Source organism: Chryseobacterium sp. Mn2064, assembly GCF_049319685.1.
GTDB lineage: Bacteria > Bacteroidota > Bacteroidia > Flavobacteriales > Weeksellaceae > Chryseobacterium.
Genome location: NZ_JBMOUE010000001.1, coordinates 999,685 through 1,020,390 on the forward strand (window position 1 = coordinate 999,685; position 20,706 = coordinate 1,020,390).

Annotated in this window: 22 protein-coding genes; 8 read left to right on the top strand and 14 right to left on the bottom strand. The window is 35.3% G+C overall.

Annotated features, from left to right (window positions below; genetic code table 11):
• Positions 1-12 precede the first annotated feature (12 nt).
• From ACL9RH_RS04330 to ACL9RH_RS04360, 7 genes are all read right to left on the bottom strand, one after another.
• Positions 13-366, bottom strand: a complete 354-nt coding sequence (locus ACL9RH_RS04330) for a four helix bundle protein (protein ID WP_422692113.1) — start codon at positions 364-366, stop codon at positions 13-15.
• A 39-nt stretch (positions 367-405) separates the two neighbouring features.
• Complete coding sequence (locus ACL9RH_RS04335; RefSeq protein WP_422692114.1) at positions 406-2,799, bottom strand: 3-hydroxyacyl-CoA dehydrogenase/enoyl-CoA hydratase family protein; 2,394 nt, start codon at positions 2,797-2,799, stop codon at positions 406-408.
• 55 nt (positions 2,800-2,854) lie between these two features.
• Positions 2,855-3,307, bottom strand: coding sequence for a MarR family winged helix-turn-helix transcriptional regulator (locus ACL9RH_RS04340; RefSeq protein ID WP_315028110.1), 453 nt, complete (start codon positions 3,305-3,307; stop codon positions 2,855-2,857).
• 165 nt (positions 3,308-3,472) lie between these two features.
• On the bottom strand, positions 3,473-4,396 hold the full coding sequence (locus tag ACL9RH_RS04345) for an ABC transporter ATP-binding protein (RefSeq protein ID WP_422692115.1): 924 nt from the start codon (positions 4,394-4,396) through the stop codon (positions 3,473-3,475).
• 90 nt (positions 4,397-4,486) lie between these two features.
• Positions 4,487-4,864, bottom strand: coding sequence for a GxxExxY protein (locus ACL9RH_RS04350; RefSeq protein WP_422692116.1), 378 nt, complete (start codon positions 4,862-4,864; stop codon positions 4,487-4,489).
• 248 nt (positions 4,865-5,112) lie between these two features.
• On the bottom strand, positions 5,113-6,084 hold the full coding sequence (locus ACL9RH_RS04355; RefSeq protein ID WP_422692117.1) for an iron chelate uptake ABC transporter family permease subunit: 972 nt from the start codon (positions 6,082-6,084) through the stop codon (positions 5,113-5,115).
• A 25-nt stretch (positions 6,085-6,109) separates the two neighbouring features.
• The gene (locus tag ACL9RH_RS04360; RefSeq protein ID WP_422692118.1) at positions 6,110-6,670 is read right to left on the bottom strand and encodes a TlpA family protein disulfide reductase; all 561 of its coding nucleotides are present in this window, start codon (positions 6,668-6,670) and stop codon (positions 6,110-6,112) included.
• 33 nt (positions 6,671-6,703) lie between these two features.
• Between ACL9RH_RS04360 and ACL9RH_RS04365 the strand changes: the two genes are divergently transcribed.
• Together ACL9RH_RS04365 and ACL9RH_RS04370 are read left to right on the top strand one after the other, a co-directional pair.
• Positions 6,704-7,828, top strand: a complete 1,125-nt coding sequence (locus tag ACL9RH_RS04365) for a 2Fe-2S iron-sulfur cluster-binding protein (protein ID WP_422692119.1) — start codon at positions 6,704-6,706, stop codon at positions 7,826-7,828.
• Between the two features lie 56 nt (positions 7,829-7,884).
• Complete coding sequence (locus tag ACL9RH_RS04370; RefSeq protein WP_422692120.1) at positions 7,885-8,442, top strand: SanA/YdcF family protein; 558 nt, start codon at positions 7,885-7,887, stop codon at positions 8,440-8,442.
• On the opposite strand, the gene ACL9RH_RS04375 is transcribed toward ACL9RH_RS04370, so the two are convergent.
• Positions 8,439-11,039, bottom strand: a complete 2,601-nt coding sequence (locus ACL9RH_RS04375) for a BamA/TamA family outer membrane protein (RefSeq protein ID WP_422692121.1) — start codon at positions 11,037-11,039, stop codon at positions 8,439-8,441. The two genes, ACL9RH_RS04370 and ACL9RH_RS04375, sit on opposite strands and share 4 nt — an antisense overlap.
• Here ACL9RH_RS04375 and ACL9RH_RS04380 point away from each other — a divergent pair.
• Entirely contained in the window at positions 11,025-11,750 is a 726-nt protein-coding gene (locus ACL9RH_RS04380) for a TrmH family RNA methyltransferase (protein ID WP_422692122.1), read from the top strand. The two genes, ACL9RH_RS04375 and ACL9RH_RS04380, sit on opposite strands and share 15 nt — an antisense overlap.
• Before the next feature lie 83 nt (positions 11,751-11,833).
• Here ACL9RH_RS04380 and ACL9RH_RS04385 read toward each other — a convergent pair whose 3' ends face one another.
• The 5 genes from ACL9RH_RS04385 to porQ form a co-directional block, all read right to left on the bottom strand.
• Positions 11,834-12,331: a phosphoribosyl-ATP pyrophosphatase gene (locus ACL9RH_RS04385; RefSeq protein WP_422692123.1), complete on the bottom strand. Its 498-nt coding sequence runs from the start codon at positions 12,329-12,331 to the stop codon at positions 11,834-11,836.
• A 3-nt stretch (positions 12,332-12,334) separates the two neighbouring features.
• Positions 12,335-12,643: a phage holin family protein gene (locus ACL9RH_RS04390; protein ID WP_047496002.1), complete on the bottom strand. Its 309-nt coding sequence runs from the start codon at positions 12,641-12,643 to the stop codon at positions 12,335-12,337.
• 82 nt (positions 12,644-12,725) lie between these two features.
• Positions 12,726-13,076 carry a YtxH domain-containing protein gene (locus ACL9RH_RS04395; RefSeq protein ID WP_422692124.1) on the bottom strand — a complete coding sequence of 117 codons (351 nt, stop codon included), beginning with the start codon at positions 13,074-13,076 and terminating at the stop codon, positions 12,726-12,728.
• A 96-nt stretch (positions 13,077-13,172) separates the two neighbouring features.
• The gene (gene cmk, locus ACL9RH_RS04400; protein ID WP_422692125.1) at positions 13,173-13,847 is read right to left on the bottom strand and encodes a (d)CMP kinase; all 675 of its coding nucleotides are present in this window, start codon (positions 13,845-13,847) and stop codon (positions 13,173-13,175) included.
• Between the two features lie 84 nt (positions 13,848-13,931).
• Positions 13,932-14,924 carry a type IX secretion system protein PorQ gene (porQ, locus tag ACL9RH_RS04405; RefSeq protein ID WP_422692126.1) on the bottom strand — a complete coding sequence of 331 codons (993 nt, stop codon included), beginning with the start codon at positions 14,922-14,924 and terminating at the stop codon, positions 13,932-13,934.
• Between the two features lie 167 nt (positions 14,925-15,091).
• On the opposite strand from porQ, the gene pyrH reads away from it, so the two are divergent.
• The gene (gene pyrH, locus ACL9RH_RS04410; protein WP_076355472.1) at positions 15,092-15,799 is read left to right on the top strand and encodes a UMP kinase; all 708 of its coding nucleotides are present in this window, start codon (positions 15,092-15,094) and stop codon (positions 15,797-15,799) included.
• A gap of 266 nt (positions 15,800-16,065) precedes the next feature.
• Here pyrH and ACL9RH_RS04415 read toward each other — a convergent pair whose 3' ends face one another.
• Complete coding sequence (locus tag ACL9RH_RS04415) at positions 16,066-17,442, bottom strand: lipase family protein (protein WP_422692127.1); 1,377 nt, start codon at positions 17,440-17,442, stop codon at positions 16,066-16,068.
• A 394-nt stretch (positions 17,443-17,836) separates the two neighbouring features.
• On the opposite strand from ACL9RH_RS04415, the gene ACL9RH_RS04420 reads away from it, so the two are divergent.
• From ACL9RH_RS04420 to ACL9RH_RS04435, 4 genes are all read left to right on the top strand, one after another.
• On the top strand, positions 17,837-17,992 hold the full coding sequence (locus tag ACL9RH_RS04420) for a hypothetical protein (protein ID WP_422692128.1): 156 nt from the start codon (positions 17,837-17,839) through the stop codon (positions 17,990-17,992).
• Between the two features lie 23 nt (positions 17,993-18,015).
• Entirely contained in the window at positions 18,016-18,558 is a 543-nt protein-coding gene (locus tag ACL9RH_RS04425) for a DUF4468 domain-containing protein (RefSeq protein WP_422692129.1), read from the top strand.
• 234 nt (positions 18,559-18,792) lie between these two features.
• Entirely contained in the window at positions 18,793-19,347 is a 555-nt protein-coding gene (gene frr, locus ACL9RH_RS04430; RefSeq protein WP_422692130.1) for a ribosome recycling factor, read from the top strand.
• Between the two features lie 236 nt (positions 19,348-19,583).
• Entirely contained in the window at positions 19,584-20,642 is a 1,059-nt protein-coding gene (locus tag ACL9RH_RS04435; RefSeq protein ID WP_422692131.1) for a 3-oxoacyl-ACP synthase III family protein, read from the top strand.
• Positions 20,643-20,706: the final 64 nt, after the last annotated feature.

Sequence of the window (20,706 nt, forward strand, 5' to 3'; positions counted from 1 at the left end):
CCTTGTACAATTCTATTTTGAATAATTTTGTTTTAGTTTAATTATCATATTTTGAATATGTCTGATTTCAGTCATTAGTAAATCAAAATCATTTTTCTTTATAAATTCCAAATCATTTGCAATTATGATCTGAGTTTCAAATTCAAATGAAGAGCCTAATGCGATGTTTAAAAATTGACAAAATTGAGGATTGGTATCTCTTCCTGCTCCTTCAGCAATATTAGATGGGATAGAATATAAGCTTCTCCTAGATTGTGAGGTTAAACCAAATAACTCATCCTTAGGAAAATCTTTGGAAACTATGTAATAATGCTTACAAAGCAGAATTGATTTCTTCCAAACTTCTAAATCTCTAAAATTGTGCATGTCAATACTTTTTACATTTTACATCCGACATTGTACAAATTAATTTCTTAATGGTTTTCCGTTTTGCAACATGTACTGAATTCTCTCCAAAGTTTTTCTTTCTCCACAAAGCTGAAGGAAAGTTTCTCTTTCAAGATTCAATAGATATTGTTCTGTTACTACTGTTGGTTCAGACAGGTTACCACCTACCATTACATTCGCTAGTTTATCTGCAATTTTCTTATCGTGTTCAGAAATATATTTTCCGGTTAACATTTGATCTGTTCCCACATAGAACATTCCTAATGCATCTTTACCAAGAACCTTTACTTTCTGTTCGATAGGTTGAGTATATCCCTGTTCTGCTAATAATTTTGCTACTTTCTTCGCTTCGGCAATCTGTCTGTTTTTGCTTACTGAAACGATGTCTTTTCCTTTTTCAAGAATTCCCATATCGTAAGCTTCATAGGCTGAAGTGGCTACTTTGCCCATCGCGATATTCATGAAAGCATCACGAAGTCTGTTGTTTTTAACATCATCGTTGTGGAATTCTCTTGATGTTCTTAAAGTCAATTCTTTAGTACCACCACCACCAGGAATTACTCCAACACCTGTTTCTACAAGTCCGATATAGGTTTCTGCGGCTGCAACTACACGATCTGCGTGCATTGTCATTTCACATCCTCCACCTAAAGTCATTCCGTGAGGAGCAACGACAACTGGAATAGAAGAGTATCGTACTCTCATCATTGATTTCTGGAAGTAAGCAATGGCCATATTCAAATCATCCCAATCCTGCTCAATAGCCATCATAAGGATCATTGCAAGGTTAGCTCCTACAGAGAAGTTAGCACCTTGGTTTCCTACTACCAATCCGTCGTATTCTTTTTCTGCTAAATCAATGGCTCTGTTTAATCCATCAAGAACTTCGCCTCCAAGGGAATTCATTTTAGAACGAATCTCGAAGTTGATGATCCCATCTCCTAAATCTAAGATCGCAGCACCGGAATTACTCCAAAGTGTTTTATTTTTTCTGATATTGTCAAGGATAATGAAAGCATCTTGTCCAGGGATTTTGTTGTATTCTCCTGAATTTTTGTCTACATAAATGCTTTGTCCTTCATCATTTACTTTATAGAAAGTTTCTACATTGTTTACCCAGTCTGATACTTCATAACCAGCATCCTTTGCCAATTCGATACCTTTCTGAACGCCTACTGCATCCCAGATTTCAAACGGACCGTTTTCCCATCCGAAACCGGCTCTCATGGCATCATCAATTTTGTATACTTCGTCAGAAATTTCAGGAACTTTATGAGAAACGTAAGCGAATAATGCTCCTAACGATTTTCTGTATAATTCTCCCGCTTTGTCTTTACCTCCAATCAATACTTTGAATCTGTCGATTGGCTTATCAATGGATTTTGTTAATTCCAGAGTAGGGAAAGAAGATTTTCCTTGAAGTTCATATTCTAAAGTATCAAGGTTTAATCCGTGAATTTCAGATTTTCCTTCTGCATTTTTTACTTTTTTATAGAAGCCTTGCTCTGTTTTTGATCCCAGCCACTTATTATCCATCATTTTCTGGATATAGTCAGGAAGAGCAAATACATCATTAAAATTATTGGCTTCAGCGCCGCTTTGGCGAACACCATTGGCTACCATTACCAAAGTATCAAGACCTACAACGTCAGCTGTTCTGAATGTAGCAGATTTTGGACGTCCAATTACAGGGCCTGTTAATTTATCAACATCAGAAACGGTAAGTCCTAATTTCTGTACATTGTGAAGAAGATCCATCATGGAGAATACTCCAATTCTGTTGGCAATGAAGGCCGGAGTATCTTTGGCTAAAACGGTCGTTTTTCCTAAGAATTTAGCTCCATAATTCATATAGAAATCGATGATCTCAGGAGCTGTGTCATTGGTAGGGATAATTTCAAGAAGAGGAAGGTATCTTACCGGATTGAAGAAGTGCGTTCCTGCAAAATATTTTTTGAAATCTTCGCTTCTCCCTTCAGTAAGAAGATGAATAGGAATTCCGGAAGTGTTTGAAGAGATCAATGTTCCCGGTTTTCTGAACTGTTCAATTTTTTCGTATACGGATTTTTTGATGTCCAGTCTCTCTACAACTACTTCAATAATCCAATCTGTATTTTTTATTTTAGGTAAGTCATCATCAAAATTTCCTACTTTGATTCTGTCTGCAAATTTCGGTGAGTAAAGAAGTGCAGGACTTGCTTTTTTAAGTTTTTCAAAGTTTTCAGAAGCAATTCTGTTTCTTACTGCTTTGTCATCTTTGGTCAAACCTTTTTTCTGTTCAGCTTCCGTCAGTTCAAAAGGAACGATGTCTAAAAGTGACACTTCCACGCCGATGTTGGCGAAGTGAGCCGCGATACCGCTACCCATAATTCCTGAACCAAGAACCGTTACATGTTTGATTCTTCTTTTCATATGTAAATTTTTATTATTTATAAGGTATATGCACCCTTTTCGGTTTCAGTATGATCTATTTTCTGTTATTAAGCAGCTCGTTGGCTATTTTCATGATCTCAGTCATTACATCCTTAAAAGCTTCCATCTTTTCAGGAGCTATCTTTTCCATTACTTTTTTATTAAAATTGACCACAACTTCCTTCGACATATTTCTAGAATTTAGTCCTTTGTCAGTAAGTTTAATGATCACTTCTCTTTTGTCGGTAGTGGTTTTTTCTTTATAGATATATCCGTTATCTTCCAGGAGTTTAATGATTCTGGTTAAAGAAGTTGGTTCTATGGCCATCTTTGGACCAAGATTCGTACTTCTGGTACCTTCTTTGGGATCAATTTTAAGAAGGGTGAGGGCTTGTACTGCTGTGGAATCATGTTCCTGAGCAAGTTCTGTGTACATTTTTGAAACAGCCAGCCAGGTCTGTTTTAAAATTAAGTCTACGTTTTCTATTTTTTCTTTATTATTATCCATCATTTTTGCGCTAATGGTTTTACCCAAATTTAGTAAATATTATGCATGCATAGTATTTATTAACGTTAAAATTTGTTAATAATCTGATAATAAATAGATTAAATTGTATGATTAGCATAATACTATGCATGCATAGTATATTGAATAATCAATAAAAACTTAGGATTAATGAATGTTTTTAATGTAATTGATGATTTCTTCGAAAGATTCACATTGGTATTGAGCTGAATCTTTAGTAATTACCCAAAAAGGCTCTTGAAATTCAAAACTAAGGGAAGAAAGGTCTTTTGGGAAGTTTTTTTGAAGCAGAGAATACAACATTTCTTTATAAAACTGCGGTGCGGAGATATAAGGCGGAATAAAACTTTCGTTGATCTGAAATAACGAAGCATTGGTTAATTCATCATGTTGAAGTAAAATATCCTCAACAATGCCTGTATACAGAGTTTTGTCTTTCACGTACCATATTTTATCTGCAAACTCTTTGGCCAGTCGCCAGTCGTGGGAAGAAAACAGGATAAGTTTATTCTGTTCCTTAGCCAGTCTTCTTAAGGTTTTAAGAATGATGATTTTGTTCTTTTCATCCAGATGGGTTGTAGGTTCATCCAGAATAATAATAGGAGAATTTTGAGTAATTGCTCTTCCTATAAACGCTTTTTGAAGATTTCCATCGGAAAGGTTTTTGAGAATGGTAGATTGATATTGCTTAAGGTCTAATTCTTCAATAATATGAGCAACTTCTTCACGGTCTTCTTTTTTAAGTTCGAAATAAAAAGGGTAGTAGATGTATTTTCCCAGGGAAATAAGATCCTCAACCGTATAATGCTGAGGAACTGGTGCTTTAGAAAAAACGATTGCAATATGCTCAGCAATTTCCTTTATAGAAAGGGTTTTTACATTTTTACCATCAATTAAAATTTCCCCACCCAGTAAAGAAAGTTGATGCAATATTGATTTAATTAAGGTTGTTTTTCCTACACCGTTATTGCCGATCAGCAAGCATACATCACCAAGCTTCAAATCTGCATTAGAATTGGAGATTAGTGTTGTATTATAGCCGATATTTGCTTGCTTGATCTGTAGGTACATATTCGTTGTTGATTAACCTAAATGGCGTAAAATGTTCTACAAAAATAATGTTTTAAGGTGTAAGGAATTGGGCTTTACTGAAATTTTATTCTATAAGTTGTTTACAATTCTGGTTACTCCGTTTTTGAAAACATCAGATTGGAAGTTGAGTAACATCCCTAGTTTACAGTTTGACATTTTTAAATAGGTTAAAAGTTGTGCTTTGTGAGTCGGGTTAATGTAATCGACGGTCTTTATTTCTAAAATAACTCTATTTTCAATAATGATATCAAGTCTGAAGGCATTTTCTATTTTCAAATCTTCATAAATAATAGGAAGAAGTTTTTGTTTTTCTATTAGTAATCCTGTTTTTGATAATTCGTAGAACAGACATTCTTCATAAACGTGTTCAAATAATCCTGCTCCTAGTTTTTTGTGGATTTTTAATCCTGTTTCAAAAATAATTTTGGATATTTCGTTTTCAGTCATTTTTATGTGTTTTTTATTTTTATAAATATAAAAATTGTTTGTGAAAACGCAAAGGCGCAAGGATTTGTAAAGCTTTTTGCATATTTTTAAGGCGCAAGAAAATCAAAGATTTTCAGCAAGGGGGGGGAGTTTTTAATTACTAATCTTAATGTTATGGTATTAAATTTTATCGAAGATAAAATCTTTGCGCCTTATAGCAAGGGGTGGATAAGAAACTAGCGTCTTTGCGTTTCCAACACAACAAAATATTATACCTTGTTTTGCTTCAAAAGCATCATCAGAATCACAGGAATTCCAAATATAGAGCTTATCACGTTCAAAGGGATCTGTGTTTTTTCAGCAATGATAGAGAACAGAAGCATAATCAACATTCCCAAAAACATATTAAGAATCCATTGCTGCCATAGCTTAGAGGGGTTGTAAATCAATCGGCAGAAATGAGGTACAATGATTCCTATGAATAGGATAGGACCCAAAAAAGCTGTAATAGAGGCCGATAGGAGAGATGATGATACAATGATCAACAGTTTTAACTGTTTTAAATTCACTCCCAGACTCTGAGCATAAGAAGTTCCCAGAGAATTTCCTATAAGCGGCTTTATAGATCTGAAACAAAAGAATATCCCAATCAAAACCAAAATAAATAAAACAATAATCTGGTTCCTGGTGACCATATTGTTGGCTCCGAATGACCATAAAATGTAATTTTTCAGGCTTTGATTTTCCGCATAAAACTGAAGAAGAGAAACAATAGCTCCCGCAAAAGCAGAGATTAGGAATCCAAAGATGATAAGGTAGGATTTATCCTGAAATTTATTAGACATCGATAGCAATACAAGCATGAGAGCTAAACTTCCTCCAATTGCTGCTAGACTTATAAAACTGTTCTGTAGAAATTCCGGAAGAAGAATATTGTGCGAAAGTAAGATGTAAAATGCCACCGATAAACTGGCTACCGATGTAATCCCCAAAATATCTGGCCCAGCCAATGGATTCTGAAAATATTCCTGCATCAGAAATCCGGAGGTAGGAATGGATACTCCGGCTAATAACATGATCAAAACGCGGTTAACCCTAATTTCAGCAATTTGATTCTGAGAAGTATTCTGGAAAAAATCCTGTATGCTTAAAGGGAGAAATCCTGTGTTCAGATTAATGATTGCAACTAAAATGATTGCAACCCCCAATAATAAACACAGGATTTTAAATCTTTTTGACATAATTCCGAAAGAGCCTCTGTCTGTTTTATTGTAAAAGAGAGCTGATTTTTGAATTCAACGCTTCTTCTGTCATCAATCCTGAATATTCTTCCACTTTTTCGCCTTTTCTCATATATGTGAAGGGAATAGAACCACCCGTCCATTGTTTGAAGTTGGTTGTGAAGAACTTCTGGTCAAGTTTTGTTCCGTCAACTAAAATAACATTTCCTCCAAGATTATTTTCTTCCACGAAGTTTTTTACAGCAGAATCCCAGTCAGCTTTTTCATCAAGATTCACAAAAGTGAACTTTACTGGCTTTCCTTTTAATTCCTGCATTTTTTCTTTAAAGCTTGGAATTTCCTGCATACATGGTCCACACCAAGTCGCAAAGAAGTTGGTAATATATAAAGTATCGTTATTTTTAGCCAGATGTTGAGTGAGTTCTTCGGGAGAAGTTTCTTTGTTCACAAAAGCAATTTTTTCTGTATCTGCACTTTGGTGTACTGAAAGAGAATCTGTTGCAGCTGCCTGTTCAGATTTCTGATCTTTATTTTTACAGCTATAGATGGCAGCCATGACGAACATGGATAAAATTATCTTTTTCATAAATTATTTTTTATCTATTTTTGAATTGAAGTTATGGAACAACAAATCTACAAAGGGAAACTTATACAGTTTCATCGGTTAAAAATAGCGAAAAAGGAAGAGCTGACCAAAAATACTTTCTCTCTGGAGTTTGATATTCCCGAGAATTTAAAGGAAAATTTTAAGTTCGAAGCAGGGCAGTTTGTGAGTGTGAAATTTCAGTCGTATGGTGAAGAGGTTATTAATGATTATTCAATGACTTCGGCTCCCTATGAGAAAAAAATTACTTTAGGAATTAAAGTAAATTCTCCTGATGGCGGTACTTCACAGCTATTCAATAATTATAATGTTGGAGATGAACTGTGGGTGAGCGAACCGGCTGGAAGGTTTACCATCGTTTCCAAACCGAGTGAGTTCCGAACTATTGTTGCTTTTGCTGCGGGGATAGGAATTACCCCAATTTTAAGCCACTTTAAAAATATACTTCATAATGAGCCAAGAACAAGACTCTTTTTGTTTTTTGGAAATAGAAATTCGCAAGAACTGATCTATCGCGAAGAGTTGGATGCTCTGGCAAGAACTTTTGGTGACAGGCTTCAGATTTTTTACTTTTTTTCAAGGGAAAAAACAGACGATCAGTTTTTCTATGGAAGGCTGGATGAGAAAAAATTGGCACTTATTATTAATCAGATCCTTCATTTGGATGACACGGACGAGGAGTCTACAATATGGGATGCAGTGGATGAAGTATTGATCTGCGGTAAAGGTGAAATGATCAGGACATTGGCAAATGCCTGCTATCATCATGGTATTCCGAAAAAAAATATTCATTTTGAACTGTTTGAAGAATTTAACAATGATATTTATCCTGTAGAAAAAGAATTTCCTATTATTGAAGATATTGATGTGGAATTTACCATGCTTGGGGAAAATTATACAACCCAACTTCCTGATAATAAAGATAGAATCCTTCAGCAGCTACTAATGCAGAAATTTCCTGTTCCTTATTCCTGTAAATCCGGAATTTGTGGAAGTTGCGAATGTTCTTTAGTAGAAGGAGAGGTGGAACTTCTGGAGAATGAATATCTTACGGAAAAAGAAGAAGCACAAGGGCACATATTGGCTTGTATGTCGATAGTGAAAAGTAAAAAAATAAAGCTTAACTTTGATCTTAGTTGAGAATTATCAGAAACATATTTAACTTAGGTTTTGTATCATTAGAATTGGGAATTTTAATGATATGTTTCTGTAATGTCTGGGTTTTCGGGCTTACCAACGGCCGTACCTATACCAAGATATCAAAAATACCACCAAGGGAAATTGCTTTGGTTTTAGGAACATCTCCCAAAATGAGATCGGGACTTTCCAATCCTTATTTTACTAAAAGAATGGATGCTGCTGCTTTGCTTTACCACCATGGGAAAATCAAAAAGATTATTGTAAGCGGAGAAAAAAGTAAAGGTTATAACGAGCCGGCTGCGATGAAAAACTATCTGGTGTACCAGGAAGGTGTTCCGGAAGATATTATTGTAGAAGATCCTAAAGGGTTTAATACCTACAAAAGTATTCTTCGCTGTAAGGACGTGTACAAAAAGAAAAATGTAATCATTGTTTCTCAAGGATATCACAACCTAAGAGCTTTGTTTTTTGCCCGAAATAATGATATGAATGCTTTAGGTTTCGATGCTCAGGATGTGACGAAACCGGAAAGTTTCTACAGAAATCAGGCGAGGGAAATCCTCGCCCGTGTGATTGCTGTGGTTTATTTTATATTAGGCGTTTCTCCAGATTAGAAAGGATATCCGAACGCGATATTAATGGTAGGCTTAAAAGGTTGGAAATTTTTGAATCTCCATCGGTCGCCTTCAGGTTTGTTTGGATCATAGATCTTATAGGCAAGATCTAATCTGGCTGTAACATAAGCAATATTTAATCTTAATCCGAATCCACTCCCGATCCCGACTTGTTTCAGAAATTTATTAAATCTAAACTCATCTCCGTATCCGTCATTGTAATTACGAAGACTCCATGTATTACCGATATCTGTAAATAAAGCACCTTCATACATTCTGTTGAAAGGAATTCTGTATTCAATATTGGTAGTAAGCTTTAAGTTGTCGGTCATATAGGTACGTACTCTTTCATCTACCTGAGAATCGGCAGGTCCTAAGCCACCAAAAGCCACCCAGGCTCTGATGTCGTTGGAACCTCCGTTGAAGTAAGACTTAATAATTGGCATATCCTGAGAATTTCCATAAGGAATTCCAACCCCAATGAATTGGCGAAGTACTAATGTCTGGTTTCCATTGAATCTAAAGTATTTTCTGGTATCAATGTCGAATTTGACAAATTGTGCGTAAGGGAGTCCGAAAATAGTTTTTTGAGGAGCAGTTACAACTCCACCATCATTGTCTTTTTTGTTGAATAAACTTAAAATATTACCTGCCAATTCTACTTTTCCGTTAAAATAGAAAGCATTGGGATATTCTTTTTTTCCAATTTCACTATATACAAAATTATAGATCATGGAAGAAATAAGAACATCCTGAGTCTGTCTGTCTTTATTCACCAAAGTTCCCCTGAATGCTGTCAGAAGGTCGGTTCCGGACTGGTTAAGCTGATTGCTGTAATTGGAATCATTCACAATATCCTTTGAAACCTGATCCATGCTAAGCAGACCTGCATCATATTTTGTCTTTTCACCAGGATTGTAAGCAAAATAATCGTTAAAGATCTCATCTTTTACCCTACCATCATTGACGAAATAATCGTAGTAAGCATCTTTATTTTTTGTTAAACTCACCTGGGTATTGAATAAAGTAAGTTTATGATATACCTGATCGTTTACATTGGCCTGATAATTCAGTCCTGTGTTAAAAATAACCCTTCCCAGTCCTATATTTTCCTGAATAGATGCTCCCAATAGAATAGAGGAAGTCGGGGTATAACGTTTAGGAATAAATTTGTAATAATTAAATGGCAGCAGCAATCTCGGGAAATTCAGTGAGGCCTGTGCTGATATTTCATAAGCCGTTACCCTTTTATCAATATCCTTTGTACTTCTGATCGATCCAAATGTACCAGAAAGACTGGTAGACAGGTTTTCTGCTCCTCTGAAAACATTTCTTGTTGTGAGATCCACAGAAGGAGTGATTCCGAGATTTAAAACCTGGGAATAATTAATATCCGTACCCACTTTAAGCTCATACTTTGGAAGCGGCTTCAGTACATATAATACATCAACAATACTGTCATTAGGAGCTGCCATGCCACCTTGTCTCAGGGAATCTCTTGCTTTTACAATACTGAAGTTGTTCATTGACAAGATATTTCTCTTCGTGATATCCAGTTGGGTTTGGTCAAATACCTTTTTACTATCCGGAAGGATGGCTCTCCATATTGATGAAATTTTGTATTTATCATTCATCGTATGGAATCGGATTCTCCTTAAGCTGTCTTTTTTCGTATTTTTTGGATAATCGTTGGCTTCATCCACAATGGCAACGTCTATGTTTCCAAAAGTGGCAATTTTATAGGGAGTGTCTAATGAATCTTTATGAATTTCAAGAGTCAGCGGGATTTGCTTTTTGCTTTTCAGTGAATCTGCCACAAAATATACTTCATCATTCAGATTGTTAAATTTATAAAATCCGAATTCCCTCATAAGATCTGTAATTCTCGTTACTTCTCTTTCAAGTACAGTTTGATCAAGGATACGTCCTTTTCTTACAAGACTCCTGTTCAGATTATAAGTATAATATCCCTTGATCCCCTGATCTGGAATATTATAATAGTAATCTTTAATACGGGTTGGCTGGTTATGCGTAATAAAATAATTAACAGCAGCCTTTTTAGAAGCGGTATCAAGAACTTGTTTATATGTTACGTCTGCATCCCAAAAACCTCTGTAGGTAAGTCTTTTCTTGATAGATTCAGCACTTTTTTCACTTTTTGTCTGATCCAGAATAACGGGAGGCGTTCCCCAGCTATGTAAAAGACGGTCGAAAAATAACCCTTTTCCTATGCTGCTTTTCATATTATACTTAATGAATAAAGAATCCCTTAGTTTCTGATTTCTCATTTCACGGGGATAGGTCATATATTCATTAAGAATAGTGTCGTATTTCGGATTGGCCATATTATATAAGGTAAGACTTAATGGCATGAAAAGAAGTTGCTTCTTATTGGGCTTTTGCTGAACATAGTCTTTCAGCTCCTCATCAAAAAATTCTTTTTTATCTCCGAACTGAAAGTTGCTCTTATTAAGCAGATATTCACCGTCCGGAACTTTTTTTGTCGTACTACAAGCATAAAGGAGACCAACAAATGTTGCAAATGAGATAATTTTATAATATTTTTGAGGAGAATTCTTATAATGCTTACAGCTCATACAATAAAAGTTTTACAATCTTTAGATAAAAAGAAGTTCAGACAAAAATACAATTTGTTTTTGGTTGAAGGTAATAAAATCATTTGTGAACTTTTTAATTCTAACTTTAAAGTTAAAGAAATATTATCAACCGATCCGCAAAAATTGGACCGTACTGATACCCCAATCACTCATATCACTGAGAATGAATTAAAAAAAATCAGTTTTCTGAAAACCCCAAAAGATTCTGTTGCCGTGTGTTACCTGGCTGAAGAAGAAAAAGTGGAAGATAAGAGCATCCAACTTGTCTTGGATGGTATTCAGGACCCTGGGAATTTAGGAACGATTATACGTCTTGCAGATTGGTTCGGAATTGAACAGATCATTTGCAGTGAAGATACGGTGGATTTTTATAATCCAAAGGTGATTCAGGCTACGATGGGATCTTTTACCAGAGTCAATATCGTGTATACAAATCTGGTAGAATATTTATCTGCGACAGACAATGTGAATATCGGAACGGATATGGACGGGGAGAATATTTATACTTTCGAAAAACCTGAAAAAATCAACCTTATACTAGGGAATGAAGGCAACGGAATGAGGCCGGAGACAGAAAGACTGTTGAAAAAAAGCATCAGTATTCCACGATTTGGAAAGTCCCAGTCTACAGAAAGCCTGAATGTATCCATGGCTGCTGGGATCATCTTAGGACAATTATTTTCAAAATAGAAAGAAGAAAATAGAATTTAAAAAATTAGGGCTCAGGAAGTAAAATAAATATAATTATTTAATCAATCCTGAGCCCTAATTTCTCATATCAGTTGTTCCATACTGGAAACACTTTTGTTTTTCTGATAAACCTCCATCTTTTTTCTGACATATTTCAGAGCGATAGGAGCAAGGTATATTAAAGCAGCGCCAATAAGCTTTTTCTTCCAATTGGAACTTTTCATATTTTTTTTGGCGTAGTTTCCTACTACTGCAGTAACCCCGAGTTTGATGATACTGTCTGTTATATTACCTTTGAAAGCTGAACTTGCAAGGCCAACTGCAGTATTTTTATTAATCAAAAGGTCTTTTACTTCTGAGGTAAGCTGTTTGGCGATAACATCTTTTCTAAGAACCACTTTTTCATCACCGTCTTCATCTACTTTTTCCTGCAGATACTGGTCGCTCAGGCCATTGGTAAATGCACTCAGGCTTTCCTTCGTATTTTTGAAGGTAAGAAGATTTTCAAGATCACTTATTTCACCCTGAAGCAGTTTTTTCTTTCTTCTTAATTCTTCAATGCTTTCGTATTTTCTGCTCATAGTTTAATGATTTAAAAATTTAATAACCTGATCTGCAACTGTATTAACGATTTTATTTTTGAAAGCAATAACGAAGGCCATTACCAAGGCATAAAACGCAGCAACAATCAAGAATCCATAGGAATAGTTATCCAATGCTTTGCCAATAAGAAAAGCAATTCCAAAGTTGAAAAGAATAATAAAAAAAGCAAAAGCAACAAGCAGTACTACAAAGTAGGTAATGAGCCCGGCAGAAAGAGAAGACTTTTCGGTGGCTTCAATTTTCAGAAGATCGATTCTCTTAGATGCGTATTCTTTAATAGTTTCTATCATTGTTTTTTTTTAAAGTTACAAAAAAAGGAACTTTCGCACAAAAGTTCCTTTCTGTAATTTACTTAAAAAAGATAAATTACTTTTATTTTTTCAGATCATTAAGTTCTGCTTCTACGTCTTTTACAACGTCTGCAGTTTTAGAAACAATTTGATCTTTATATTTGTCATATCCGTCTTTTACGGTATGTGCAACGCTGTTTGCTGTTTCTTTAAAAGTAGAAGAAATATTGCTGTACTGGTCTTTCATTCTTTCAGAAACCTCTCCGTATTTATCTTTAGCCTGATCTTTTAAATCATTCGCTTTGTTTTTGATTTTTTTTCTGGTTTCTTTTCCTTCTTCAGGAGCGTAAAGCATTCCCAAGATTACACCTGCTGCAGCACCTGCTAAAAGTCCTGCCAATATACCTGCTGTATTATTTCCTTTTCTAGACATTTTAAGTTTTTTAATAATTAATAATAGATTAGTTTTTTACAGTAATAAAACTTACAATTTGTGTACCAAAGGAGGCTTTGAGCCTATTAAAAATTGTTAAATCTTTTCGATGTGAGATAGAATAAGATCGATCGTTTCTTCTTTGGTAAGCTCAGAATTATCAATAACAATAGCGTCGTCAGCCTGCTTCAAAGGGGCTATTTCACGCTCACTGTCGATTTTGTCTCTTTCTATAAGGTTTTGTTTTACCTGCTCTTTATCCGCTTCCATTCCCAGGCTTTTCAGTTCCAGAAAACGTCTGTTGGTTCTTTCGTTAATACTGGCAGTAAGGAAGAATTTATAGTCCGCATTTGGCAGAACTACTGTCCCTATGTCACGTCCATCCATAATAACGCCTCCTTTTTCTGCCAAAGAACGTTGCGACTGCAGCAAAAAGTCTCTTACTTCCTTCTGTTTGGCAACAAGGCTTACATTGTCCGAAACAATATTGGTACGGATTTCTTTAGAGATATCGGTATTATTAAGGAAAAGGATCAGTGTCCCGTCATTGTTTTTAAACTCAAGATGGATCTGGTCAAATGAGGAAAATAAGGTATTCAGATCAATTTCACCATCTTCATTCACACAGTGCTGCAATGCATACCAGGTAACACCTCTGTAAAGCGCTCCTGTATCCATATGAATAAGTCCCAGTTTATCTGCAATGATTTTAGAGATAGAACTTTTTCCGGTAGACGAGTACCCATCGATAGCTATTACAGGTTTTTTCATTCTGCAAATTTCAAGATTTTTTCTTAAAAATCAAGAGAAGCAGATAAATTTCTTGCTTATTTTAAGAATTTCCCACCTTGGCAGTTACTCTCCTCTGTGGCTGGAAAGATCCATAGAAATACCTATCTGATTGACATTCGATGAGTTGTGATATCTTATGTGTGCATAATCTATGCGGAATCTTGATACTTTCACTCCAAAACCTCCGGAAAGCCCTGAGAAGTTTCTTTGGTCTGCTACAGCAAGTTCGTTTCCTCTTTTTACATTGTACCCCAATCGGATGTTAAAATTTTTGTCAGGGAATAGTTCTGCACCTAATGAGAAATGGTCTGCAATTTTTCTTCCTGCATTTACTTTCTGTCCATCTTTATTAAGATCCTGAGAGATATTGAATTCCTGAAGATCATGTGCCGTAACAGTGATGGCCAGAGGGAAGTTTTTTAAAGTTTTGGTATATCCTAGATCTATTCTGAACGGAAGATTTTCTCTGTCTCCATTGAAGGATTTCAGTTGGAACCCGAAATTTCTAAGGACAAGGGAAAGTACTTCTTTGTTCTTTTTGTTGTGGTAGGTAATTCCCGCCGTTCCTGAGATGGCGGAAGAAGTATAATTATCTATTTTTGAGGTAATGAAGTTAAGTCCTCCACCGATGGTCCAGTCTTCTTCAAACTGGTAGGCGTAGCCCGCACCAATAGCAACATCGGAAGCTTTGAATTCTCCATCCTGAAAACCACTTTCATCCGTTCTCGGAATACTTCCGTAGCTCATGTACCTTGCATTGATGGTGGCCATATGACCATTATCAAAGTCTTTAGCATAAGCTATAGTTCCGTATTTAGAATCGGCAAGGTAGGCTGTAGCATTTACAGAAAGCTGCTTGTCTGAATCTTTATTTAAAAGGGCCGGGTTTGCAATAGCAAAGGAAACATCATAATCTCTTATCGAAATTGCATCTCCACCCAAAGCAGCCTGTCTTGCGGATACAGGTACATTTAAAAACGGATACACGTTTGTTCCTGTTTGTGCATAAGAAACAATTCCTGATAGAAATAATGAAAAAATGATAATTTTCTTCAACTCAATTTATAATTAATGCAAAAATAATCCTTTTTCGTACTTTTCAAAATATTTCTAACATTATTTCTAATTAAATATTTTTCTTTTATCAATATTTTTAATGATTATATTTGCAAAATCAAATTTCGGGGAAACCGATACTAATAAAAAGTTACTAAAAATAAAAGATGAAATATAAAAGAATCCTTCTGAAACTAAGCGGAGAGGCATTAATGGGGAACAGACAGTACGGTATTGACAATGAAAGACTGCAGGAATATGCTGCTGAGATCAAAAAAGTAGTTGAAAAAGGCTGTGAAGTAGCGATCGTCATTGGAGGAGGAAACATTTTCCGTGGTGTAGCAGGGGCTGCAAAAGGAATGGACAGAGTACAGGGTGATTATATGGGAATGCTTGCCACCGTTATCAATGGGATGGCATTACAGGGTGCTCTGGAAGATGCAGGAATCAAAACAAGACTTCAGTCTGCTATCGAAATGGATAAAGTAGCTGAGCCTTTCATCAAAAGAAGAGCCGTAAGACACCTTGAAAAAGGAAGAGTTGTAATCTTCGGAGCCGGAACAGGAAACCCTTATTTCACTACAGATACAGCGGCTACTTTAAGAGCTATCGAAATAGGAGCAGATGTAATCCTGAAAGGAACAAGAGTGGACGGAATCTACGACAGCGATCCTGAAAAGAATGCGGATGCTGTAAAATACAACTCATTATCTTTCGATGAAGTATTTGAGAAAAACCTTAAAGTAATGGATATGACTGCCTTTACTTTAAGCCACGAAAATAAATTGCCGATCATCGTATTCGACATGAATAAAGACGGGAATTTAGAGAAAATCGTAGATGGTGAAAATGTAGGAACTCTGGTTGATTTATAGTCAGACTTCAGATTTTCGGATGAATAATGTGAAAAATTAATCATTATTACGCATCAGTTATCATTTGCTTAACATGTACTTTATAACTCTGTTGTAAATTATATACTATTTTTAAGGTATTTAAATTACTTTGAGAAATAAAGTATCATAAAAGAATAAAACTTACAATTGATATTATCATAACAGTGTAAGTGATATAAAATTAAAAGCACCTGCTACAGTTTTGGGCTGTACAGGTGCTTTTTGTATGGATAACATTTCGGAAATTAAAAACTTTGTACTTCATCGGTTTCAGCATTCCGCAAACTATTTTCTTGTTGTGAAAGTACCAGATGAGATAAGATCCAGTCTATAATTTGGTTGATGACTTTTAAAATCATTTCATCCTTTGTTACTTTTGTTACTCCCGGTACTAGAGGTAAAGGATTGTTGGTTGTAGGAAGTGGAATAGGCTGTGGTAGAATGAGCCCATGTAAAAGTGGATTGCCGTTGCTATCTTCAGTACCTGTGTACAGATCTGTATGTTGTGAAGCCAACTGGTAAAAATAATCATTCAAAGACTGGGGAGGTGTATTCATAGAATGGCTTCCATATGTACTTTGAATAGTTCCCGGAAGTGGCTGATTTTGTATTCTTGTATAAGGAGCTCCTGATTTTGATCCATCATCGATCGCAATTTTCTGTAGGGCATCAAGCTTTAAACCTGTAAAGAAATCTGTTGACGCTCCATATATTTTTGCAATCAGCTGCAGGTCTTCATTTGCCCAGGCATGTGGAACCACATCCAGATCATTCCAATGCATCGTATTCCAATGCTGATAATCTCCGGATTGTAATATCCAACCCTCTGGTAATGGAGGAAAAGTAGTATTGAATCTTTCAGCAAAAGTGATGTCACCAGGGGTAGGACCTGCAGTAGGATATACGAGAGTAAAAGCAAAAGCATCCAGTAATGCATGCTCTTTTAAATATAATGCAAGGGTAGGAGATAATGCTCCGGCAAGGCTGTGTCCACAAAAAATAATAGCGGTGTTCGGATCTGGTTTCAAACTCGTAAGAAACTTTTCGAGGGTTGTGTTAGGTGATACTGCCGTTTCTACCGTTGTAAGATTAAGGAGGATACTGATCCCTGTAGCAGTTCCTTTTGAAATATAAGGATCAGAGCCGTTATATGCTGACGGAGTAAAATCAGAAGGATTGTACGTTGTCCAGTTAATAATCTCTGATACTGAAAAATCCTCTGTTTCCCAATCGTAAAGTGAAGAAGGATTGGTTGCCGCAATAGCAACTACATAAGCAGGGATAGTAGGACCTCCAGGAAAAGCAACGCTGTCACATTGAACTACATATAACGCATTATCAGCAACACCGGTCGGATTGCCGTCTTCATCTGTTTCTTCAATCAGAGCGGGTCCCCATACAAGATTCCAGTTTCCCAGCAATGGAGGAATGGAAGGATCGGCTGTTGAAGGTTCTGTCTGGTTCATTATTTCCACGGGCGGAACATTGTTGAAATAATAGGATAAATCATACTGAAGCTGTTGCTGCAATTGAGCTTGATTTCCGTTGTACTGTGCCGCACGGTCTGCTAAACAAGCCAGGCCAAATACCTGTTGATAGGCATCTAAAGATGGATTTGTCATAATCTGAATGTTTTAAAATTAATATTTACAATAATCAAGACCTGTTTTCCGTTGACGTGATCCAGATTTTTTGGTCTGAATATTTTTCATGCTGCTTATTCTTGTCTGTGTTCTTTGTCGTTTATGAATTAAACTTTCAATAAAGTAAAATACGTTATAAAAAAAGAGATCGCTGTAAGGGGAAATAACCGATGTTTACAATAGGTATTTGTACTCGAATTTCTCTAAAAATAAAAGGAGATCTGAATAATGTATTTAACCAGCGTTATATGTTTTTATAAAGTGGATTGTTTTAATATGTAACAAAAAAATAATTCTTACAAACCACATAACTACGGGTTTCCATAAAATTGTGTACTTATAGTATTTCTATATTTGTGGAAAAATTAAAACCATGACAGATCTTTTATTACCTTTAATCATACCCATGTTTTTAGGCCTTGTATTTGGCAGCATCATCACTTATTATGTAGTTAGAGCTTCTGTTAAAGATGCTTTAAAACAAAGTGAATATTACTTAGAAATTATTGCTAAGAATAATATCAGATAATCTAATTTTTAATGCATATTAATATGAATAAACTATTATTAATAATTGTTTTTTTAATAAGCATTTTTATTCATTCCCAAGAATTAAAATATGTGGAAGTAGTAAGTGTTGATCCCAATATTACGAAAGACGAATTATATAATAGAGCTAGAAGCTGGATTGGCAGGAATTTTAATAGAAAGAAAAGCTCAGTTGATATAGAAGACAAAGCTGCTGGAGAATTAGTAGCTAGTGGTACAATAGATTATAGAAAGAGAAAGAGTTACTATGGAGCCTCATGTGTGGAAGGGCCTGTTAAATTAACACTTAGTATTTTTGTTAAAGATGGCAGATATAAATATGTATTTCATTCTTTTGTACATCAAGGATCTAAAGGATTCAGTTGTAAAAATACAGATTATGGATTAATAACAACGGCAGAAAAAGCTCCACAACCCAGCTGGGGTAATCCTAAAGATATTGCATGGGAAGACATTAAGGAATTCATAAAAGATAGTGTTGAACTTAATGTGTCTGATTTAAAACAGGAAATGAACAAACCTTCCGATACAGATAACAACTGGTAATAATAAAAAGAGATTAAATTAATCTCTTTTGCTGTATAATAAAAGCTTAAATTCTAAAGAATGAAATATTGCTTTGCTGAAATATCAAAAACAATCATTATTTTTGCACCACTGAATAGTAAAAAATAGTAAAAAAGCATTGAAAAACAGCTTTAAATAGGCGATTTGTGTTATTTAACTATTTGATTTTCAGATTATATTAAAATGTGTAATTTATCAAACTATACTATAATAATGGAAGAATTAGATCTTATATTAGAATCTGTAAGACAGGACATGGATGCGGCTGTAAAGCACTTGGATCATGCATTTCAAAGAATTAGAGCAGGACGTGCCTCTACAGCTATGGTTCAGGATGTAATGGTAGAATATTACGGAGCACCGACTCCTATCAACCAGGTTGCCAATGTTTCTGTACCGGATGCAATGACAATCTCTATTCAACCTTGGGACAGAACAGCGATCAATGCTATTGAAAAGGCAATCATCAACTCAAACTTGGGGTTTGCTCCTTCTAACAACGGAGAAAACATCATCCTTAATGTACCGCCTTTAACAGAAGAAAGAAGAAAAGAGCTTGCAAAACAGGCTAAAGTAGAAGCTGAGCAAACTAAAGTGACAGTAAGAAACGCAAGACAGGACGGTTTGAAGGAACTTAAAAAGCTGGACGGAGTTTCTGAAGATGTTGTGAAAGGAGTAGAAGAGGAGATTCAAACTTATACTGACAAATATGTAAAGCTTTGTGACGAGCATCTTAAGACAAAAGAGGCTGAAATTATGAAAGTATAATTTTCAGTTTTTGAAATAATAAGGAGGTTTCTTTGAGGAACCTCTTTTTTTATATCATCAGGTTTTGTTATCTTTAACAGCAGAGATACTGAGGACTGCATATTATTTCTTTAGATTTTTTGTGAAAATACTTTCGAAGTTTATACGATATTGATAAGTTCTTACGTTAGCTCGTTATATATTGAGAGAATTATTTCTCCAGTTTTATTATCAACAAGAAATTAAATATTTAATTAATGACAAAGATTATCGGGGTAGGTAATTACATTCCATCTGAAACAATAACCAACTTATTTTTTGATCAACATGTTTTTCTTAATGAGCAAGGCATATTATTAAAAGAAAATAATGCCTCCATTACAGACAAGTTAAAAAAAATTACAGGTATTGAAGAAAGAAGATACGCTCGCAGTACAGAAGTAACTTCGGATTTGGGATACATTGCCGCCCGTTCAGCAATAGAAAATGCTAAGATAGATCCTGAAACGCTTGACTATATTATATTCGCACATAATTTCGGGGATGTTCGATTTGGAACTGTTCAGTCGGATATGGTTCCCAGTCTTGCGGCAAGAGTGAAGCATTTGCTGGGAATAAAAAATAATTTTTGTGTGGCATATGATGTCGTTTTTGGATGTCCGGGATGGATTGAAGGAGTCATTCAGGCAAACGCTTTTATTAAGGCCGGCATTGCAAAACGTTGTTTAGTGATTGGTGCCGAAACATTATCCCGTGTGACAGACATTCATGATAGAGATAGTATGATCTATGCCGATGGTGCTGGCGCTGCTATTTTGGAAGCTGACAGTACTGACGATGTTGGAATAAAGGCACATTTATCAGCTTCTTATACGTTAGAGGAGAAAGATTATCTGTATTTTGGAAAGTCGTATAACAATGAAAACTGTCCTACCATACGATACATTAAGATGGATGGAAGAAAAATATACGAATTTGCCTTACTGAATGTTCCAGATGCCATGAAAAAATGTCTTGATAACAGTGGATACTCCATTTCTGATTTGAATAAGATCATCATTCATCAGGCTAATGAAAAAATGGATGAGGCAATTGTGAGCCGGTTTTATCAATTATACGAAACACCTGTTCCGGAAAATATTATGCCGATGGTGATTCACAAACTGGGAAACAGCAGTGTGGCGACTATCCCTTCTTTGCTGACCATGATTTTAAATGATGAACTGGAACATCATAAAATTGAGAAAGGGGATGTTGTTTTATTTGCTTCTGTAGGAGCCGGGATGAATATCAATGCTTTTGTTTATAAGTTTTAAAAGTTCCATTGTCTATCCCAAAATATTTTAAAAAGATAAATTTGAATCATAAAAAAGCGGTTTT

Excerpts from the sequence above, each read along its gene's own strand:
- ACL9RH_RS04330 (WP_422692113.1), bottom strand. The coding sequence starts at position 366 with ATGCACAATTTTAGAGATTTAGAAGTTTGGAAGAAATCAATTCTGCTT.
- ACL9RH_RS04335 (WP_422692114.1), bottom strand. The coding sequence starts at position 2,799 with ATGAAAAGAAGAATCAAACATGTAACGGTTCTTGGTTCAGGAATTATG.
- ACL9RH_RS04340 (WP_315028110.1), bottom strand. The coding sequence starts at position 3,307 with ATGGATAATAATAAAGAAAAAATAGAAAACGTAGACTTAATTTTAAAA.
- ACL9RH_RS04345 (WP_422692115.1), bottom strand. The coding sequence starts at position 4,396 with ATGTACCTACAGATCAAGCAAGCAAATATCGGCTATAATACAACACTA.
- ACL9RH_RS04350 (WP_422692116.1), bottom strand. The coding sequence starts at position 4,864 with ATGACTGAAAACGAAATATCCAAAATTATTTTTGAAACAGGATTAAAA.
- ACL9RH_RS04355 (WP_422692117.1), bottom strand. The coding sequence starts at position 6,084 with ATGTCAAAAAGATTTAAAATCCTGTGTTTATTATTGGGGGTTGCAATC.
- ACL9RH_RS04360 (WP_422692118.1), bottom strand. The coding sequence starts at position 6,670 with ATGAAAAAGATAATTTTATCCATGTTCGTCATGGCTGCCATCTATAGC.
- ACL9RH_RS04365 (WP_422692119.1), top strand. The coding sequence starts at position 6,704 with ATGGAACAACAAATCTACAAAGGGAAACTTATACAGTTTCATCGGTTA.
- ACL9RH_RS04370 (WP_422692120.1), top strand. The coding sequence starts at position 7,885 with ATGATATGTTTCTGTAATGTCTGGGTTTTCGGGCTTACCAACGGCCGT.
- ACL9RH_RS04380 (WP_422692122.1), top strand. The coding sequence starts at position 11,025 with ATGCTTACAGCTCATACAATAAAAGTTTTACAATCTTTAGATAAAAAG.
- ACL9RH_RS04375 (WP_422692121.1), bottom strand. The coding sequence starts at position 11,039 with ATGAGCTGTAAGCATTATAAGAATTCTCCTCAAAAATATTATAAAATT.
- ACL9RH_RS04385 (WP_422692123.1), bottom strand. The coding sequence starts at position 12,331 with ATGAGCAGAAAATACGAAAGCATTGAAGAATTAAGAAGAAAGAAAAAA.
- ACL9RH_RS04390 (WP_047496002.1), bottom strand. The coding sequence starts at position 12,643 with ATGATAGAAACTATTAAAGAATACGCATCTAAGAGAATCGATCTTCTG.
- ACL9RH_RS04395 (WP_422692124.1), bottom strand. The coding sequence starts at position 13,076 with ATGTCTAGAAAAGGAAATAATACAGCAGGTATATTGGCAGGACTTTTA.
- cmk (WP_422692125.1), bottom strand. The coding sequence starts at position 13,847 with ATGAAAAAACCTGTAATAGCTATCGATGGGTACTCGTCTACCGGAAAA.
- pyrH (WP_076355472.1), top strand. The coding sequence starts at position 15,092 with ATGAAATATAAAAGAATCCTTCTGAAACTAAGCGGAGAGGCATTAATG.
- ACL9RH_RS04415 (WP_422692127.1), bottom strand. The coding sequence starts at position 17,442 with ATGACAAATCCATCTTTAGATGCCTATCAACAGGTATTTGGCCTGGCT.
- ACL9RH_RS04420 (WP_422692128.1), top strand. The coding sequence starts at position 17,837 with ATGACAGATCTTTTATTACCTTTAATCATACCCATGTTTTTAGGCCTT.
- ACL9RH_RS04425 (WP_422692129.1), top strand. The coding sequence starts at position 18,016 with ATGAATAAACTATTATTAATAATTGTTTTTTTAATAAGCATTTTTATT.
- frr (WP_422692130.1), top strand. The coding sequence starts at position 18,793 with ATGGAAGAATTAGATCTTATATTAGAATCTGTAAGACAGGACATGGAT.
- ACL9RH_RS04435 (WP_422692131.1), top strand. The coding sequence starts at position 19,584 with ATGACAAAGATTATCGGGGTAGGTAATTACATTCCATCTGAAACAATA.